Here is a 17,677-nt window from a genome sequence, read left to right on the forward strand (position 1 = left end):
AAAAAAGGGGTATTTTGAGGTAATTTGTTTATGTTCCATGGATTGAAGCGTCTTAAAAATTCTGCTCGATATTCTTGTCAAGGGCTCAAAGTTGCATTTCGAAAGGAAGCCTCGTTTCGTCAAGAGGTATGGTTAGGCTTATTTTTAATTCCCTTATCTTTTTGGTTGGATGTTACCCAGATTGAAAGGATTTTACTCGTTGTTGGAGTATTAATGATCATGCTAGCGGAATTACTTAATACTGCTATTGAAGTTCTTGTTGACCTAATATCACCGAGATACAATGAATTAGCTGCTAAAGCAAAAGATATTGCGTCAGCATCAGTAATGGTGACAATGATTACTGCAGGTTACATATGGCTTGAAATTTTATGGCTGTAAGACATTTATTTGGTTCGATTTTTTTACACTTTAGGTGTTTATGACAGTGTCTCCTCTTTTGATGTTTTCCCATGGAATATCAGTTGTTTTAAAATAGCGGTCTTTCATTTTGGTTAAAGCGTTTCTGTTGAGCTTCTTGCTTATATTCAAGAGAGGAACTAAGAACTCAAACCGACCAGACTTTTCAAAACGTTGAAGCCGAAGGATTAACTTGACCTTACCTCCCTTGATCCCAACAAAGACACGAAAAATAGATTTGCTCAAAAGTGTGGATATACCTGTGGATTACGTTGATAAAATGTTTATTCTTCTCTTTTAAAGATAGCTGACGTGCTGCAAAGCTGATTATACTTCATTTTATTTTTTATGGGACTAACAGTTTTGTTTAAAAGTTATCCACAAGAAGAAAAGTAACTTTAGAAATGGCCAACCACTAATTTCAATTTTTTCATAGCGTTTTTTTCGAGTTGACGAACGCGTTCTGCCGATACACCGTACATTTCAGCTAGCTCTTGTAATGTAGTTTTACTATCACTTAACCAACGAGATCGTAAAATATGCTTGCTACGCTCATCCAAACTTGATAATGCTAAGTTTAAACGTTTGCTGGTGTAAGCTTCCCAATTGTCTAATTCTATATTTTCAGCGATATCCGAAGATTTGTCTTCAAGATATAAAGTAGGTGTGGAATATATACCACCTATATCATCATCCTGAGTTGATGTTTCAAAAGTGGTATCTTGCGCTGCTAAACGAGACTCCATTTCACGAACTTCTGAAGGTTCTACTCCTAGCTCTTTAGCAACAGTTTCAATCTCACTGTTATTAAACCAACCTAGACGTTTTTTTGATTTACGTAAATTGAAGAATAACTTACGCTGAGCTTTGGTAGTAGCAATTTTTACTATGCGCCAATTACGTAATACATATTCATGGATTTCAGCTTTTATCCAATGTACGGCGAATGAAACAAGGCGAACTCCCACTTCAGGATTGAAGCGTTTTACTGCTTTCATCAAGCCAATATTACCTTCCTGAACGAGATCTGCCATTGGAAGACCATAACCGGAATAGCCACGAGCAACATGAACAACAAAACGAAGATGAGATAAAATCAACCCCTTTGCTGCATTGATTTCACCTTTGTAGTGAAGTCGTCCTGCAAGTTCAAGTTCCTCGTCAGCTGTAAGCATAGGGTAACTATTAGCCGAACGAATGTAATTATCTAAGCTATCTTGAGGAAGGACGGCTACTGAATACGTTTGTTTTGTCATTCAAACCCTCACTAGATTGTATGATTTAGAGCACATGTTATAATTATTAAGATATCTACTAACACAGATATACTACCCTAACGGACGAAAGTTAACTAGGTTTAATCCTATCATAAGATTACACGAAAATTGTTTTGAAAACGATTATATATTACCCATCTTGAACAAAGCATCAACAAATTCTTGACTTTTAAATGGACGAAGGTCATCTATGTTTTCTCCAACGCCAATATAACGAATTGGAATTTGAAATTGATCGGCTAGCGCAAAAATAATACCACCTTTAGCGGTACCATCAAGCTTGGTGAGTGTGATACCGGTAATTGGCACTGCGTCCTTGAATAACTTAGCTTGATTAATGGCGTTTTGTCCAGTTCCTGCATCGAGTGTTAACATAATTTCATGTATTGCAGAAACATCAGCTTTCTTAATTACTCGCACGATTTTTCGTAACTCTTCCATCAAATTGCGCTTATTTTGTAAACGACCCGCTGTATCTGCAATGATCACATCAACGTTACGCGACTTTGCCGTTTTAATTGCATCATAGATAACCGATGCACTATCTTTCCCAACATTTGGCGTGATTACCGGAACTTTATTACGATCACCCCAGATTTGTAATTGTTCAACAGCGGCTGCCCGGAATGTATCACCTGCAGCGAGCATAATTGTTTTCCCTTGTAGTTGAAGCTGTTTAGCAAGTTTTCCAATTGTAGTTGTTTTACCTGCTCCGTTCACGCCAATCATTAAGATGATGTAAAGATTTGAGTTATTAAGTTGTAAAGGTTGTTCAACAGTGCTTAAAATTTTTTCCATCTCTTCTTTAAGTAAAACGTAAAGTGCTTCGCTATTTTTTAGATCATGATGAGAAGCTTTGATCGTTAAATTTTTTATAATTCTCATTGTGGTCTCTATTCCGACATCAGCAATGAGCAATTTTTCCTCTAGTTTTTCGAATAAATCATCATCAATATTCTTTCCCTTAAATAAATGAAATATACCTGTACCAAGATTAGATTTGGTGCGACTTAAGCTATTTTTTAAGCGTGCAAAAAAACCCTCCGTTGATTTTTTACTAATTTCTGCTGTGAATGTAGAATCTGTTTTTTGATCTTCTTTTTCAAGAATATTTTTTTTCTGTTGAATAGGTAGTATTTCTTTTTTAGCAATGGGCCAAGAAATTGACTTAGACTTTTCTCTTTGTGTCATAGTTTATAGATTTCCTTTAGTCTATTTGTTAACTGCAATAGTATTCACATACTATGTTCTAAACAAGAATAAATGACGAAAATTTAATTAAAATAAGGTAGCATTTTTCTGTATATAAACAAAACAGCACATTATCAAAGTAATTAAGTACTCTGATGTTTGTATCAACTAGTTAGTAGAAAAGTTATGGAAAAACACTATCATCGCAAGATATCACAAAAAAAATCTGCTAGTTTTGTTCGTATAATTGGTGGTTTATGGAAAGGTAGAAAATTGATTGTTCATAATGTGGAAGGGCTACGTCCAACTATGGACAAAGTTAAAGAAACTCTTTTTAACTGGTTGGCTCAAGAAATACCGCAGGCGAAGTGTTTAGATTTGTTTGCAGGCTCAGGTAGATTAGGGTTTGAAGCAGCATCTCGAAAAGCAGAAATTGTAGTTTTAATTGAATCAGATCTGATTATATATAAGCAAATTCAGGCTAATATTTTATTATTCAAAGCAAGCAACGTATCTGTAGTTCATACGGATGTTTTAAGTTATCTAAAAAAACGGGGTTCACCTTATCACGTTGTGTTTATTGATCCTCCTTTTCACAAAAATTTAGCTATTGAGGTTGCTCAACTGCTTGAAAGAAATGGCTGGTTAGCGGAGAATGCAGCAATTTATGTTGAAACTGAAAGTGGATTAGTTGTGGAAGGTTTGCCAAGCAACTGGGATTTGTATCGTAAAAAAAACACCAGAGGCGTCAGTTATTACCTATTTAAAAGAATAGCCAAATTAGATGGTACAGGATGACATTTAGTTATTAAAATTTTTGTCTTGAAGTTTTTGCGCATTTGCTCTTTGTATTTCAGTATTGCTAGAATACCCCCATAATTTTAGTTTGAATTGAGGATTGCTCTGTGGGTGGTGACGACTTTTCTTTAAGTTACAAAAAAGCTGGCGTGGATGTTGATTTAGGTAAAAAGTTTATTGAGAAAATTCAGGTTTCGGTAGAGCGTACTCGTCGTCCTGAGATTATAGGTAGCCTCGGTTCTTTTAGCGGATTATGTCAATTACCCGTTAAGTATAAAGAGCCAGTTTTGGTTTCCAGTACTGACGGTGTAGGTACAAAACTGCGTTTGGCTCTAAGTATGAACAAACATAATACCATTGGTATTGATCTTGTTGCTATGTGTGTAAATGACCTTGTTGTTCATGGTGCTGAACCGCTGTTTTTTTTAGATTATTATGCAACAGGTAAACTTGACATTGATGTAGCATCTAATGTGATCGCAGGTATTGCGGAAGGTTGTGTCGAAGCCGGTTGTTCATTGATTGGTGGTGAAACAGCTGAAATGCCAAGCATGTACCAAGGTAAAGATTATGATGTTGCAGGTTTTTGCGTAGGTATAGCAGAAAAGGGAAGGATTATTGATGGTACTCAAGTGCTTGTTGGCGATGTTCTTATTGCTGTAGCTTCCAGTGGGTTACACTCAAATGGATATTCTTTGGTACGTAAAATTTTAGAAGTATCTAACATAAATCAGAATGAGAAGTTTGCAGATAGTACGATCGGTAGACATTTGTTAGAACCAACTAAAATTTATGTTAAGTCGATTCTTAATATGATTGAGAAATGTGATATTCATGCGATCTCTCATATTACAGGTGGCGGTTTTTTGGAAAATATTCCGCGTGTTCTTCCTAAAGGTATGAAAGCTATTATTGATAGCAATAGTTGGAAGTGGCCAATTATTTTCAAGTGGTTACAAGAGAAAGGTAATGTCACAACACATGAAATGTACCGTACTTTTAATTGCGGTGTAGGTTTAATCTTAGTACTCTCCGAAAATCAAGCTGATTTAGCAATCAAACTTCTTCAAAATGAAGGTGAAAACGCTTGGGTAATTGGTAAAGTTTCTTCAGCTAAATCAGAAGAGAAGATAGAGATTAGTTTAGTATGAAAGATGTCGTTGTTTTGATTTCTGGAAATGGTTCAAATCTGCAAGCAATTATAAATGTTTTAAGCAATTGTGTTCATAAAGGTAGAATAAGCGCTGTTTTTTCAGATAAAGCATCAGCTTATGGGTTGCAGCGTGCAAAAAATGCTGGTATACCAAGCATCTTTATCGATCCGGATTTATTTGATACCAGGGACGCGTTTGATAGTGAGTTAATGCGTCAAATTGATATGTTTGAACCAGGATTGATCGTTTTAGCTGGTTATATGCGTATTTTAAATGATAAATTTGTACAACATTACTGGGGGCGTATAATGAATATCCATCCGTCATTATTGCCGAAATATCCAGGTATCAACACTTGTCAACGAGCAATACTTTCTGGAGACAAACAACATGGGACAAGTGTTCATTTTGTTACTGAACAGCTTGATAAAGGTCCAGTTATTTTACAGGCGAGGGTGCCAATTTTAAAAGATGATACAATTAAAACACTAAGTAAGCGGATCCAAATGCAAGAGTACAAAATTTATCCTATTGTGATTAAATGGTTTCTCGAAGATCGCTTAAAAATGCGTTTAAAAAAAGTTTTTCTAGATGAGGAACAGCTAGGTCCGCATGGTTATGTTGGTAAACTATGACTTTTTCGATCAATCTAGAAAAGTATATTAAATTCAATTAGCCTGCCTATTTATTGGATTCAACACAATCATCGTATCCTTTCAGTATATGTAAAAAATTTTCTCTTTCCCAATATATTTGATGTTTACTAGTTTCTTTTATAAAGGAATTTTTAAGACGAGACAAGTTATTTTTTTTCCAACTGTTAGTAAGTTGAACGCAGCATTTATCAAAATCAATAATCCAAACTTTTTCTTGTTTATCAATCAGTATGTTACGAATATTAAGATCGGCATGGTTTACGCTTGTATTGTGCATTCTAGCGATCTCTATACCAATGTTTTGATATAGTTTTTCTTCGATAGGTTTTTTTTGTAAAATATCAAGTAAGTTTTTAGCATTCGGTATGCGTTCACAAAGTAAATCTGCCTGATAGAAAGGGCCTTTTTGAATTGCTACAGCAGCAATGGGGCGTGGAACATTTACACCAAGAGTGATAAGCTTGTTCAATAATGAGAATTCTTGATAGCTGCGAGTTGTTTCCCACTGTGAAAAAACATATAGATCTCTAACAAGTTTGCTAAGCAAACCGCCTCGTCTATAATGACGGAGTGCTGCTTGCATATGTGACAATTGAATAAACCAGGTTGTGCCACGTCCAGTTGCTTTTCCCACAACTTTATTTTTGGCACTCCAATATTCATAAGAAAATAAGAGAAAGGAAGGTTTTTTTATTATTTCATCGTTATACCAAATAACTACTCGATTACGTTGGATTTTTTGAATCATTTGTTTATCTCACTATGTCATGTTAAACAATAGATATATTTCCTGGAAGGTAAAATACATCTTGCATTGTACTATTTTATACAACTTTTATAGTAGTGAGTTTTTTTAAAAAGTAACTATGCCTCTTTTTACTAAAGCTCCTACATCTATTTGTTTTTTAAGACTTTCATCTATAGGGGATGTCTGTCATGCTCTTGCTGTAGTTCAGGCAACGCAAGAATATTGGCCTGAAACTCAAATTGTTTGGATTCTTGGTAAAGTTGAGGCTCAGTTGTTAGATGGATTGGAAAAGGTTGAATTAATAATATTTGATAAAAGTTCAGGATTAAATGGCATGTTTAATATATGGAGAAAGCTTAAAGGACGTCACTTTGATGCTTTGCTTCATATGCAGCTGTCAATTAGATCTAGCATTTTAACTTTAGGAATAAAAGCAAAGTACAAAATTGGTTTCAGTTTGCAACGTGCTAAAGAGTGTCAGTGGTTTTTTACAAATCGAAGAATTACCGATACTAAATCACAACATGTACTCGATAGTTTTTTTTCTTTTATAGAGTATTTAGGTGTACCGCGCTCAACGCCACACTGGAAATTACCCATAATGGCTGTTGACCATGATTTTGCCAGCAAAATTGTTAATAATATCCCAACTGTTATAATTTGCCCTGCGGCTAGCAAAGATGAGCGTAATTGGTTAAGTGAACGCTATGCACAATTTGCAGATTATGTTATCAAAAGAGGTTATCAAGTCATTATATGTGGTTCTTCAACTAAAAGAGAACAAGATTTAGCAGTTAAAATATGTAAAATTATGAAGAATGTGCCGTTAAATTTTGTCGGTAAAACAAACTTAAAACAATTGGCTGCTTTATTATCTAAATCTCAGTTGCTTTTAGCACCTGATTCTGGTCCTGTTCATATAGCGACTGCTCAAGGAACACCAGTTATAGGTTTATACGCACATAGTGATCCTAAACGAACTGGACCATATAATAATATTAGAAATGTTGTAAGTGTTTATAGATATTTTGCAGAGCAACAGGGTATTTGTATAGATCGTATGCCTTGGAGCACACGAGTCAAAGGTCGGTTTCTTATGCAACAAATTACCTTGGAAGCTGTAATTGTTGTTTTTAACGCGATGATGCAAAGTAGATATTATGTTTGAAAAAAAATCGACATTAGCTGCTGTTTTAATTGTAAAAAATGAAACGCAACATTTAAATGCATGTTTGGAAACGATATATGAGTGGATTGATGAGCTTGTTATATTAGATTCTGGTAGTACAGATAATACTGAAGAGATTGCTCGCAAATATACTGATAAGTTTTTTGTTAATAGAAATTGGTCTGGTTTTGGTCTTCAGCGCCAGTTAGCTCAATCTTATGTTGAATCAGATTATATATTTTGGCTTGATGCTGATGAGCGAGTTACGCTTGATTTAAAGGAGAGTATATTAGGAGCTATTATTTCTGATAGGCCAAATACGTTGTATCAATTTTCTCGTTTAAGTTGGGTATTTGGTCGCTACATTCGGCATTGTGGTTGGTATCCTGATTATGTATTGCGTTTGTATCCTACTCACTTAACACAGTATAACAATTCTTTAGTGCATGAAAAAGTGGAAGTTACTGGTGATATGATAGTTGAAAATCTTTCCGGAGATATTATCCACTACCCTTACAACGATATGAATCACTACCTAATAAAGTCAGCCAGCTACGCTAAAGCTTGGGCAGAGCAACGTAGAAAAAATGGTGAGAAAAGTAGTGTTAGCAAAGGTTTTTTTCATGCTATAGGCTGTTTTTTGAAGATGTACATAATTAAGGTAGGTTTTTTAGATGGCAAGCATGGTTTTGTACTCTCGTTGCTGTCAGCGCACTCAACTTTCGTAAAATATACAACCCTTTGGATACAAGCTATCATTGAGAAAGATAGGGATTGAATTGAATAATCCAAAGTTTAAGTTTAACTATCACTTTATCAATTTGGATTGTACTCATATCCTCTTGTTTTTTTTTGTTTATCGATTGAGGTGGGCAGAAGGAAATGTGTTTCCCTTGTGAACAAATTGGGTGCCAACGTAGTGGTGTTGAGGAACGCTTATTTGGAAAAAATCCGACTGTTGGTATATCAATCGCTGCAGCGATATGTAACGGTCCAGTTGAGCCAGCAATGAACAAGTTTGCACAGGCAATCGATATTGAAAAATCTACTAAGCCATCATTCTTGTCGTAGAGTGCAGTTTTTTGATTATTTCGTTCAATAAGTAGTGTTTGTAGTTTTTTAGCTTTTGTTTTTTCCTCTGGTCCTGCAGTTAATACTACTGCGTATTCATCTCCTAGTCCCAAAACAAGTTCAGCATATTGTTCTAATGATAAATTATTTGCTGAACCGCCAGTACCTATATGAACAAATATCCAAAACTTATTTTTCGAAATATTAAGTTGATAGGCCAGTTTAGTTTTTCGCTGTTCTAAATCATTGAATGCGAAGGTAAGATATGGAGCGCTTGGTTCAACAATTTTCTGATTAATATCATTTAGAAATACACGGATTAGATCTAGATTATACTGAAATTCTGATTTAACAGATTGAGATCGGTGTTGTTTGATGCGTTTGTTGTAAAAAAATTGAGCTAATTTAGTTGCTGGAGCTAATCGATAGGGAATGTTGGCTTGCCAGACTAACCTGGCATTATGAAGAGTAGAGAATAAATTAATCGAAAAATCAAACTGTTGAGCTTTGATTTTTTTAATGAGCTTTTTTCGTTCTTCAGAAGACTTTGTTGAGGATTCTAGCAGAATATTATCAATCCATGGACAAAGCTTAGCGAGTTCTGCAGTATAACGAGGAACTAATGTAGTAATATGGCAATTGGGTAGTGATTTTTTTAACATAGCAAAACTCGGCCAAGCTAACATGAAATCGCCGATTTTATCGTTGCGTATTATTAGCAGTTTTATCATTGTTTTCTAATGAATTTTTCCTAGAGATAGTAATAATAGCTATTATATGTGGATAGTTTTAATTTTTTTTTATATTATCAAGGATAAGGTAGAATCTTTTGAAGATTTAATTATGGATAGGAAAAGGTTTTCTCGAGTAATTTATCCAGGTACTTTTGATCCGATTACTAATGGTCATTTAGATTTGATTTACAGCGCTCTTAATATGTTTGATGAAGTGGTTGTTGCAGTTGCAGAAAGTGCTAATAAGCAAACTTTATTCACCTTAAAGGAACGTCTTTACCTTGCCAAAGAATCCACTCGCAATTTGGATAATCTCATTTTAAAAGGTTTCTCCGGGTTGATAGTAGACTTTGCAAGATGTGAAGAAGTTAACATTCTGATTCGTGGTTTGAGAACTGCGGTTGATTTTGAATACGAATTTGGTTTAATGAGCACGTATCGGCATTTAATGCCGGGACTTGAAGGTGTTTTCTTAACTGCATCGGCAAAGCATTCTTCTATTTCTTCAAGTATAGTGCGCGAAGTTGCTATACATGGTGGAAACGTAGATGGTTTTGTCCCTGAAGTCGTTGCAGCTGCTCTGCAGCATAAAATTCAAAGTACTGAGTCGTCTGGATGATTTTACAACTAGAGAAGCAAGTCAGTGTTTTTTTGTGGTAATTGAGAAGTTAATCCCTCTGAACTTAACTGCTTTAAAATTTTGGAATCAGATAATCTTTATCGGCAGAAATAGCGATCCATTTATTTTGCCAATTTTTCAGTATCCAAAATTGATTTGTTTGATACATGAAGATTTCTTGCGGTTTATCTAGCCCGAAGTACCACACTTTGACAACTTGAGGAAAGTTTAAAGAACGACGCAGTTGGTTATGAATCGATTTATCTACTTCAGTTCCAATGAGGGAATGCCAACGTTGAGCTAATTCTTCCGCTGCAATATGACTTGGTTTGTTAACTCTCCAGCTCCCCTGTTTTTTTTCTAAAGACCAGTTTTCGAAATGTAAAGCCTGAATTTTAGAGTTTGGATCGAATAAATTAAAATAAAGAGGGGCATGATTATCCTTAATCAGGTATGTTTTTATTATGTTAGGAGCACCCAATACAAGCACAAAAGTAACAACAAAAAAGATCAGAATATTATTCCAGCGGCGACGATATCTTGTAGAGGAGTTTTGTGCACTTAGCTTTATAAACACAGAAGACACCCATTAAACAATGATCACTTGATTTTTTCTTCTTTATATATGACATGTCGCCGAATTACTGGATCAAATTTTTTAATTTTAAATTTTTCTGGCGTATTACGCTTATTCTTATCAGTTGTATAGAAATGACCAGTATTTGCAGAAGATACTAGACGGATTTTTTCACGAATACTCTTAGCCATGTTGACAGTTCTCCTTAAACACGTATACCACGTGAACGCATTTCTGATATAACAGTAGTGATACCTTTTTTATCAATAATGCGCACGCCTTTAGCCGTTAAACGCAATTTAACAAAACGCCTTTCACTTTCTATCCAGAAACGGTGAGTCTGTAGATTCGGTAAAAAGCGTCGCTTTGTAGCGTTTCGCGCGTGAGAGCGATGATTGCCTGTTATCGGATATTTACCAGTTACTTGACATTCTTGGGACATTAGTCTCCCCTCTGAATCATTTTGAACTTAATGCGATCTCCATCATATTCACACGATAAGCTCCCATCAAGTTATTCTTCCAATTCGCTTATTTGTATACGTATGAAGAATTATACTAAATATTTTTAAAAAATAAAACTAAATCCGCTAAATACTTTTAAAAGTATGTGTTAATTTTGGTAAGTTGTTAACAGATTGATCGTAAAAGAGAGGTAGGAGATTAAAATAAGCGTAGTGGGTTTATAGCGTGTGTTCTCGACAATATTTTGAATTCTATTTCGTTTTGAGGAAGCGATGACTACTCCAACACTTTTAAAAAAGCAATTTGAGGTATCAACAGAAAATCCTCAGCATATTTTGGAAAATGTTTTTGGTTACCAGAGTTTTCGCAGTGGGCAATTAGAGGTTATTGAAGCCGTAATTTCCAGGAAAGACAGTATGGTAATTATGCCTACTGGTGGAGGGAAGTCGCTATGTTATCAAATTCCAGCTTTAATTATTAAAGGATTAACTTTGGTTATTTCACCGTTGATATCGTTAATGAAGGATCAAGTTGATCAATTAAAAGCCAATGGTGTAGCAGCAGAATGTATTAATTCGATGATGCTGCATGAAGATATCATTAGTGTTTATAAGCAAATGAATTCTGGTGCACTTAAATTAGTTTATGTTTCGCCAGAACGTGTTCTAATGCGTGATTTTATTATGAGATTACAAGGTTTGTCGTTAGCAATGATTGCCGTAGACGAGGCGCATTGCGTTTCGCAGTGGGGACATGATTTTCGACCAGAATATGCTGAACTTGGCAAGCTAAGGAAGAAGTTTCCGAACGTTCCTTTAATGGCATTGACTGCAACAGCGGATGATGTAACACGTAAAGATATCACTGATCGTCTGAATTTGTTCGAGCCATATAATTACGTCGGGAGTTTTGATCGTCCTAATATTTGCTATATATTAATGGAAAAATATAAGCCTATTTTACAAGTGATGAATTATTTAGATACTCATAAAAATAATTCTGGAATAATCTATTGTAGCAGCCGAAAAAAAGTTGAAATGTTGACTAAAAAATTATGCTCGAATCGTATTCGAGCTGCGAGTTATCACGCGGGTATTTGTGCTGATGAACGTACTTATGTCCAAGAAGCATTTCAAGATGATGATATTCAAATTGTAGTTGCGACAGTAGCGTTTGGTATGGGGATTAATAAATCCAGTGTACGCTTTGTATTGCATTTTGACATACCTAGAAGTATTGAATCGTATTATCAAGAAACAGGACGCGCTGGTCGTGATGGCTTACCTGCAGAAGCAATTATGTTGTTTGATCATAAGGATATTTTTTGGTTGCGTCGTATTATTGATAAAAAGGATAATAATTGGAAAAAGTGGGTGGAAAGTCATAAACTAAATACAATAATTGCTTTTGCTGAATCACAAACATGTCGTAGACAAATTCTACTGAATTATTTCGGAGAGTACTGTGTAGAGCAATGTGGTAATTGCGATGTTTGTCTAGTTCCTCCTAAATTTTTTGACGCTACAGAAGAGGCGAAGAAAGCACTTTCTTGTGTATATCGGGTAAATCAAAAGTACAGTATGAGTTATGTTCTGAAGGTAATACGTGGTGTAAAAAACACTCGTATTAAAAAAAATGGTCACGATAAGCTAACGACTTATGGGATTGGTCATGAGTATGGGTATGATTACTGGCTTAGTGTTTTTTGGCAGCTAATTCACAAAGGATTGTTATTTCAGAACATTACCCGTAATTGTACACTACAGTTAACTGAAAAGGCACGTTTATTTTTGCGTGATAATGTTAGGTTAGAGCTCGCGGTGCCAAGATTTAGTAGTATAGGACATACGAAAAAATCAAAGAGAGCGTTGAATGTAGAGTATGAAAAAAAATTGTTCTATAAATTGCGAGAATTGCACAAATTGAGGTAGGTTCTTGGTGAACATAATTCTCTATCTCAGGTTTGATAATATGGATGTGGAAGTTTTTCAATGGCCCAGTTTGTTATCAAATTATGAATCACTATCATTAATATTGAAAATTATAGAACAGAGGGTGGGTCTTATATACTGTTAAAGATGCTAAATAGTGTTTAGGTTTTTTCTGCTTAGTTTCGTGAGTTTTCTATCATTTTAAAAATCTGTACTGGTTTAGAATGTGCGTCAAGAGCTGTGGTCCCAAACTCGGTATGTTTTTCAATTATAGAAAAGCTAGCACCAAGAGTTTACGATTGAGTATTTCTTTTATTACAAAAATTAATCAAACCGTTACTTGAACTTGAGTAGGTTATACTAAAACTTGTGAGATGTAATGTTTATTATTGCAACGAATTTAGGTAAATTTCTCAACTATTTGTACGATATTTAAAAGTTGCTTGTCATCAGTAATCTGGATGGCTGTCAGTAACAGAGCTGTGTGTTTAGCATTGAATTAAAGATGGCTTGTAATGAAGTACGATTCGAGCATTTTTTGATGTTGTGTTCATTACAGGGGGAAAAATGTCTTTATATAGTGTAAAATAGTAGGTGAACTATTTTTTTGATTGACGGTTTTTATTTCTTAGAGTATCGAACAAATAGTAATTTAAAGTTAGGTTTGCAAGCAAGGTAGTAGATATAAGGCTTGGACAGGGGGAGGATGTTCGTACCTTTCATCATCCTACGCTCCGACAACTGGGGCACTTAAATTCAAAATTAAGTCTGTTTTTTAGCTTTTTGATAATGTGTCGTTATCCATTGTTATAGAATATCAACTTAAGCTTGCAATCAGTTCGTCAATGACACATTGGAGTGAAAGATGAGTAATAATATTTTGCAGCTAACTGACGATACTTTTGAAGCTGATGTTATCAATGTTATTGGACCAGTTCTTGTGGATTTTTGGGCGGAATGGTGCGGTCCTTGCAAGATGCTTGCACCTATACTCGATGAGATCGCAAATGAATATAGAGATAAACTTCTAGTTGGTGCGCTAAACATTGACAAGAATACCGACATTCCCTCTAAGTTTGGAATTCGGGGTGTTCCAACGCTGCTTCTTTTTAAAAATGGTGAAGTGGTGGCAACAAAGGTTGGTGCATTGTCTAAAATTCAGCTAAAAGGTTTTTTAGATGATAATATGTAAACTAGATGAAAGTGAACTGAGCTGTGAAATTTGAATAAAAGCGCGGTTTATTTTTTGTTGGTCAACAAAACCTGGACTAGGTTTCTATTTAGTGCTAGTTTGTCGGTCGCTAGACAGATTGAGTATTCACTTCTTGAGTCGCCCCTGAGACTGAATTTATCTTATAAATTAGAAAGATCCTATTTTGATTAAACAAGTACGTACCACAATGAATCTAACAGAATTGAAGAATAGACCCGTATCCGATCTCGTAAAACTTGGTGAGAGTTTAGGTCTTGAGAATCTAGCTCGTCTAAGGAAGCAAGATATTATCTTCTCCATCTTGAAAGCGCATGCGAAAAGTGGTGAGGATATTTTCGGAGATGGGGTGCTGGAAATTCTTCAGGATGGCTTTGGTTTTCTGCGGAGTGCAGATAGCTCATACCTGGCAGGTCCTGATGATATTTATGTTTCACCAAGCCAGATCCGTCGTTTCAATTTACGCACAGGAGACTCGATCGCTGGTAAAATTCGTCCACCTAAAGATGGTGAGCGTTATTTTGCGTTGCTAAAAGTTAATATTGTTAACCATGATAAACCTGATAATGCGCGCAATAAAATTTTATTTGAGAATCTGACTCCACTACATGCTAATGAGCGTATGATGATGGAACGTGGTAATGGTGCAACAGAAGATATCACTGCCCGGATTCTTGATCTTGCATCCCCGATCGGTAAAGGTCAGCGTGGTCTTATTGTTGCTCCACCTAAAGCAGGTAAGACTATGTTATTGCAAAATATTGCACAAAGTATTGCCTATAATCATCCAGAATGTGAGTTGATGGTTATGCTTATTGATGAGCGTCCTGAAGAAGTTACTGAAATGCAGCGTCTAGTCAAAGGTGAAGTGGTTGCATCTACATTTGACGAGCCAGCATCCCGTCATATACAAGTGGCAGAGATGGTAATTGAAAAAGCAAAACGGCTTGTCGAACATAAGAAACATGTAGTTATTCTACTTGATTCTGTAACCCGCTTGGCTCGTGCGTATAATACTGTTGTTCCTTCATCAGGTAAGGTATTAACAGGTGGTGTTGATGCAAATGCTTTGCATCGTCCTAAGCGTTTCTTCGGTGCTGCGCGTAATGTTGAAGAAGGGGGGAGCTTAACAATTATTGCAACAGCTTTGGTTGATACTGGTTCTAAGATGGATGAAGTGATTTATGAGGAATTCAAAGGCACTGGTAACATGGAGCTACATCTGAATCGTAAAATTGCAGAAAAACGAGTATTTCCAGCTATTGATTTCAATCGTTCAGGTACTCGCCGTGAGGAATTGTTAACTAAAAATGATGAACTTCAGAAGATGTGGATTTTACGTAGGATTGTGCATCCAATGATTGAAGTTGATGCAATGGAATTTTTGATTAATAAGCTTGCTATGACTAAAACTAATTATGAATTTTTTGATGCTATGAGGCGTTGAATCAAAATTTTCATCTTGAAGAAGTCACTGACTTTTCCTGCGCAATTTGTGTTCTTTAGAGTACTGTAGTTATAAAATCGAGTACCTTCAGGAAAGTTTCCGATAATGTTTTTCATTGGTGCTATGCGAAAATATTGAAGAATCATGATATTTAAAGATTTACGTAGTTTTCTCAGCTATCTAGAAAGACAAGGGGAGTTGAGACGCGTTATTTATCCTGTGGATCCTCGTTACGAAATAACAGAGATTAGCGATCGTACGCTACGCTCTGTCGGTCCTGCTTTGTTGTTTGAAAAGCCTATTGGTTACAGTATTCCTATCCTCACTAATTTATTTGGTACACCAAAACGTGTAGCTATGGGTATTGGTGGAAAGGATATAGAAGATTTGCATGAAATTGGTAAGATGCTGGCGTATCTAAAGGAGCCTTCTTTCCCAAGAGGTTTTAGGGATATACTAAATAAGTTACTCATTTATGGGCGAGTACTTAATACGCCTGTTAAACGTTTGCGTAAAGCTTTTTGCCAACAAATTGTTTGGAAAGCAGATCATGTGGATTTAGATAAAATTCCTATGATGACTTGTTGGAAGGATGATATTGGGCCACTCTTAACTTGGGGACTAACTATAACCAGAGGACCTAATAAAAAACGTCAAAATATTGGAATTTATCGCCAACAAAAATTAAGCAAAAATAAAGTTATTATGCGTTGGTTAAGTCATCGGGGAGGAGCACTAGATTTGCGTGATTGGATGAAGGTTAATCCGGGAAAATTATTTCCGATTTCAGTGGCGTTCGGTGCTGATCCAGCTACTATCTTGAGTGCAGTCACACCTGTACCAGATGCCTTATCTGAGTATGCTTTCGCTGGATTGCTACGTGGTCGTAAGACTGAAGTAGTAAAATCTATTAGTAATGAATTGGAAGTTCCTGCGAGTGCTGAAATTGTGCTAGAAGGTTACATTAACCCAAATGAATTTGCTGAAGAAGGTCCTTATGGAGATCATACTGGTTATTATAACGAAAAGGAAAAGCATCATGTATTCACTGTTACTCATATTACGATGCGTCAGGAACCTATTTATCACAGCACGTATACAGGTCGTCCGCCAGATGAGCCTGCAGTACTTGGAATTGCGCTAAATGAGTTATTTATACCTATTTTACAAAAGCAGTTTCCAGAAATTGAGGATTTCTATCTGCCTTCAGAGGGTTGCTCATATAGGATAGCGTTAATCGCAATAAGGAAGCAGTATCTCGGACATGCCAAAATGATAATGATGGGAATATGGTCTTTTTTGCGTCAATTTATGTATACTAAGTTTATTATTATTTGTGATGCAGCTGTTAACATTCGTGATTGGGATAAAGTTATAGAAGCTATGAATGTGAATATGGAGCCAGGTTCTGACATAGTAACTATTGAAGGTACACCGATTGACTCGCTTGATTTCGCCTCTCCAGTTATGGGGCTTGGCTCAAAAATGGGAATAGATGCAACAGTAAAATGGGAAGCTGAGCTGCATTCTAAAAAAGTGAGTAGATTTTTAAATACTGAGTTGGTACTCATCGAAGATTATGTTGATTTTTTGAAAGTAAAATTTCCTGAAGTTATAGATTTCCATGTGAAAGGCGAGAGCAAGAGTAAAATGGGAATTGCAATCATTAGAAAACAATCTTCGGAGCATGTTTTGCAATTAATGGAAGGAATTTGGTCTTTGTTGTCTGAGTACGTAAATATTAAGATTATGATTATTTGCGATGAAGATATTAATGCTCGTGATTGGAATGACGTTGTTTGGGCACTAGCAACACGTATGGATCCTGTACGTGACGCTATGATCGATAGTTCCAGATTAGGTTTAAACGCAACTAATAAACTTAAAGATGAAACTCAGCGAAAGTGGGGAAAAGTAATTAAGAAAGATGCAGATTTAGTTAATAAAATAGATGGAATATGGAACCAGCTAAACATTCTATGATATTTGTGTTTCTGCAGTGCATCTATCCTTGAACTGGAGATAGAAATTAATAAGATGCTTGTTTAATAAATTGCGACTTCCTTAGTAAAAAGCATTTGACAGAGAAACTTATATCGCTAGAATGACCATCCACTTTAAAATTAGCGTGAGTCGGTATATTATTATGTGGAGGGTCTGTAGCTCAGACGGTTAGAGCGTTCGCCTGATAAGCGGGAGGTCGGTGGTTCAAGTCCATTCAGACCCACCAGTT

At 35.7% G+C, this 17,677-nt stretch carries 17 protein-coding genes, 1 tRNA gene and 1 pseudogene; 12 read left to right on the plus strand and 7 right to left on the minus strand.

The window, feature by feature from the left end:
- Positions 1–30 precede the first annotated feature (30 nt).
- Positions 31–381: a diacylglycerol kinase gene (locus tag CF67_RS01955; RefSeq protein WP_034413715.1), complete on the plus strand. Its 351-nt coding sequence runs from the start codon at positions 31–33 to the stop codon at positions 379–381.
- Positions 382–797: 416 nt separating this feature from the next.
- On the opposite strand, the gene rpoH is transcribed toward CF67_RS01955, so the two are convergent.
- Positions 798–1,655 carry an RNA polymerase sigma factor RpoH gene (gene rpoH / locus CF67_RS01960; protein WP_034413718.1) on the minus strand — a complete coding sequence of 286 codons (858 nt, stop codon included), beginning with the start codon at positions 1,653–1,655 and terminating at the stop codon, positions 798–800.
- A 144-nt stretch (positions 1,656–1,799) separates the two neighbouring features.
- Positions 1,800–2,867 (minus strand): signal recognition particle-docking protein FtsY, encoded by a 1,068-nt coding sequence (ftsY, locus tag CF67_RS01965; RefSeq protein ID WP_081847418.1) that lies wholly within the window; start codon positions 2,865–2,867, stop codon positions 1,800–1,802.
- Between the two features lie 186 nt (positions 2,868–3,053).
- Here ftsY and rsmD point away from each other — a divergent pair, with 186 nt between their 5' ends.
- The 3 genes from rsmD (at position 3,054) to purN (ending at position 5,454) form a co-directional block, all read left to right on the plus strand.
- Positions 3,054–3,665 (plus strand): 16S rRNA (guanine(966)-N(2))-methyltransferase RsmD, encoded by a 612-nt coding sequence (gene rsmD / locus CF67_RS01970; protein ID WP_034413720.1) that lies wholly within the window; start codon positions 3,054–3,056, stop codon positions 3,663–3,665.
- Between the two features lie 107 nt (positions 3,666–3,772).
- Positions 3,773–4,816, plus strand: a complete 1,044-nt coding sequence (purM, locus tag CF67_RS01975; protein ID WP_034413722.1) for a phosphoribosylformylglycinamidine cyclo-ligase — start codon at positions 3,773–3,775, stop codon at positions 4,814–4,816.
- On the plus strand, positions 4,813–5,454 hold the full coding sequence (gene purN / locus CF67_RS01980) for a phosphoribosylglycinamide formyltransferase (protein WP_034413725.1): 642 nt from the start codon (positions 4,813–4,815) through the stop codon (positions 5,452–5,454). The genes purM and purN overlap by 4 nt, the downstream gene beginning before the upstream one ends.
- A 46-nt stretch (positions 5,455–5,500) precedes the next feature.
- On the opposite strand, the gene CF67_RS01985 is transcribed toward purN, so the two are convergent.
- Positions 5,501–6,223, minus strand: a complete 723-nt coding sequence (locus tag CF67_RS01985) for a 3-deoxy-D-manno-octulosonic acid kinase (protein ID WP_034413728.1) — start codon at positions 6,221–6,223, stop codon at positions 5,501–5,503.
- Positions 6,224–6,341: 118 nt separating this feature from the next.
- Between CF67_RS01985 and CF67_RS01990 the strand changes: the two genes are divergently transcribed.
- On the plus strand, positions 6,342–7,391 hold the full coding sequence (locus CF67_RS01990; RefSeq protein ID WP_034413730.1) for a glycosyltransferase family 9 protein: 1,050 nt from the start codon (positions 6,342–6,344) through the stop codon (positions 7,389–7,391).
- Positions 7,384–8,169, plus strand: coding sequence for a glycosyltransferase family 2 protein (locus CF67_RS01995; RefSeq protein WP_034413732.1), 786 nt, complete (start codon positions 7,384–7,386; stop codon positions 8,167–8,169). Before CF67_RS01990 ends, CF67_RS01995 begins: the two co-directional genes overlap by 8 nt.
- Here the strand turns inward: CF67_RS01995 and CF67_RS02000 are convergent.
- Entirely contained in the window at positions 8,147–9,193 is a 1,047-nt protein-coding gene (locus CF67_RS02000) for a glycosyltransferase family 9 protein (RefSeq protein WP_034413734.1), read from the minus strand. The genes CF67_RS01995 and CF67_RS02000 overlap by 23 nt on opposite strands.
- A gap of 112 nt (positions 9,194–9,305) precedes the next feature.
- Between CF67_RS02000 and coaD the strand changes: the two genes are divergently transcribed.
- Positions 9,306–9,815, plus strand: a complete 510-nt coding sequence (gene coaD / locus CF67_RS02005) for a pantetheine-phosphate adenylyltransferase (protein WP_034413753.1) — start codon at positions 9,306–9,308, stop codon at positions 9,813–9,815.
- A gap of 73 nt (positions 9,816–9,888) precedes the next feature.
- Here coaD and CF67_RS02010 read toward each other — a convergent pair whose 3' ends face one another.
- The 3 genes from CF67_RS02010 to rpmB are packed head-to-tail and all read right to left on the minus strand — an operon-like array spanning position 9,889 to position 10,834.
- Positions 9,889–10,392 carry a hypothetical protein gene (locus CF67_RS02010; protein WP_242633200.1) on the minus strand — a complete coding sequence of 168 codons (504 nt, stop codon included), beginning with the start codon at positions 10,390–10,392 and terminating at the stop codon, positions 9,889–9,891.
- Between the two features lie 23 nt (positions 10,393–10,415).
- On the minus strand, positions 10,416–10,583 hold the full coding sequence (rpmG, locus tag CF67_RS02015) for a 50S ribosomal protein L33 (protein WP_034413737.1): 168 nt from the start codon (positions 10,581–10,583) through the stop codon (positions 10,416–10,418).
- 14 nt (positions 10,584–10,597) lie between these two features.
- Entirely contained in the window at positions 10,598–10,834 is a 237-nt protein-coding gene (rpmB, locus tag CF67_RS02020) for a 50S ribosomal protein L28 (protein ID WP_034413740.1), read from the minus strand.
- 294 nt (positions 10,835–11,128) lie between these two features.
- Between rpmB and recQ the strand changes: the two are divergent.
- The 5 genes and pseudogenes from recQ to CF67_RS02045 form a co-directional block, all read left to right on the plus strand.
- A pseudogene (gene recQ, locus CF67_RS02025) lies at positions 11,129–12,778 on the plus strand (DNA helicase RecQ); the annotation flags it as partial.
- An 874-nt stretch (positions 12,779–13,652) separates the two neighbouring features.
- Positions 13,653–13,979, plus strand: coding sequence for a thioredoxin TrxA (gene trxA, locus CF67_RS02030; protein WP_034413743.1), 327 nt, complete (start codon positions 13,653–13,655; stop codon positions 13,977–13,979).
- 208 nt (positions 13,980–14,187) lie between these two features.
- Positions 14,188–15,444, plus strand: a complete 1,257-nt coding sequence (rho, locus tag CF67_RS02035) for a transcription termination factor Rho (protein WP_034413746.1) — start codon at positions 14,188–14,190, stop codon at positions 15,442–15,444.
- Between the two features lie 144 nt (positions 15,445–15,588).
- Positions 15,589–17,427, plus strand: coding sequence for a 4-hydroxy-3-polyprenylbenzoate decarboxylase (ubiD, locus tag CF67_RS02040; protein ID WP_034413749.1), 1,839 nt, complete (start codon positions 15,589–15,591; stop codon positions 17,425–17,427).
- A gap of 170 nt (positions 17,428–17,597) precedes the next feature.
- Positions 17,598–17,674 (plus strand) — tRNA-Ile (locus tag CF67_RS02045).
- Positions 17,675–17,677: the final 3 nt, after the last annotated feature.

Origin of the sequence: Candidatus Photodesmus blepharonis (assembly GCF_000731795.2) — a bacterium.
Lineage (GTDB): Bacteria > Pseudomonadota > Gammaproteobacteria > Enterobacterales > Vibrionaceae > Vibrio > Vibrio blepharonis.

Bases quoted from the DNA above. Each gene is read 5' to 3' on its own strand.
- CF67_RS01955 (WP_034413715.1), top strand. From the start codon at position 31: ATGTTCCATGGATTGAAGCGTCTTAAAAATTCTGCTCGATATTCTTGT.
- ubiD (WP_034413749.1), top strand. From the start codon at position 15,589: ATGATATTTAAAGATTTACGTAGTTTTCTCAGCTATCTAGAAAGACAA.
- purN (WP_034413725.1), top strand. From the start codon at position 4,813: ATGAAAGATGTCGTTGTTTTGATTTCTGGAAATGGTTCAAATCTGCAA.
- rpoH (WP_034413718.1), bottom strand. From the start codon at position 1,655: ATGACAAAACAAACGTATTCAGTAGCCGTCCTTCCTCAAGATAGCTTA.
- coaD (WP_034413753.1), top strand. From the start codon at position 9,306: ATGGATAGGAAAAGGTTTTCTCGAGTAATTTATCCAGGTACTTTTGAT.
- rpmG (WP_034413737.1), bottom strand. From the start codon at position 10,583: ATGGCTAAGAGTATTCGTGAAAAAATCCGTCTAGTATCTTCTGCAAAT.
- CF67_RS01990 (WP_034413730.1), top strand. From the start codon at position 6,342: ATGCCTCTTTTTACTAAAGCTCCTACATCTATTTGTTTTTTAAGACTT.
- rho (WP_034413746.1), top strand. From the start codon at position 14,188: ATGAATCTAACAGAATTGAAGAATAGACCCGTATCCGATCTCGTAAAA.
- ftsY (WP_081847418.1), bottom strand. From the start codon at position 2,867: ATGACACAAAGAGAAAAGTCTAAGTCAATTTCTTGGCCCATTGCTAAA.
- rpmB (WP_034413740.1), bottom strand. From the start codon at position 10,834: ATGTCCCAAGAATGTCAAGTAACTGGTAAATATCCGATAACAGGCAAT.
- trxA (WP_034413743.1), top strand. From the start codon at position 13,653: ATGAGTAATAATATTTTGCAGCTAACTGACGATACTTTTGAAGCTGAT.
- CF67_RS01995 (WP_034413732.1), top strand. From the start codon at position 7,384: ATGTTTGAAAAAAAATCGACATTAGCTGCTGTTTTAATTGTAAAAAAT.
- CF67_RS02000 (WP_034413734.1), bottom strand. From the start codon at position 9,193: ATGATAAAACTGCTAATAATACGCAACGATAAAATCGGCGATTTCATG.
- rsmD (WP_034413720.1), top strand. From the start codon at position 3,054: ATGGAAAAACACTATCATCGCAAGATATCACAAAAAAAATCTGCTAGT.
- CF67_RS01985 (WP_034413728.1), bottom strand. From the start codon at position 6,223: ATGATTCAAAAAATCCAACGTAATCGAGTAGTTATTTGGTATAACGAT.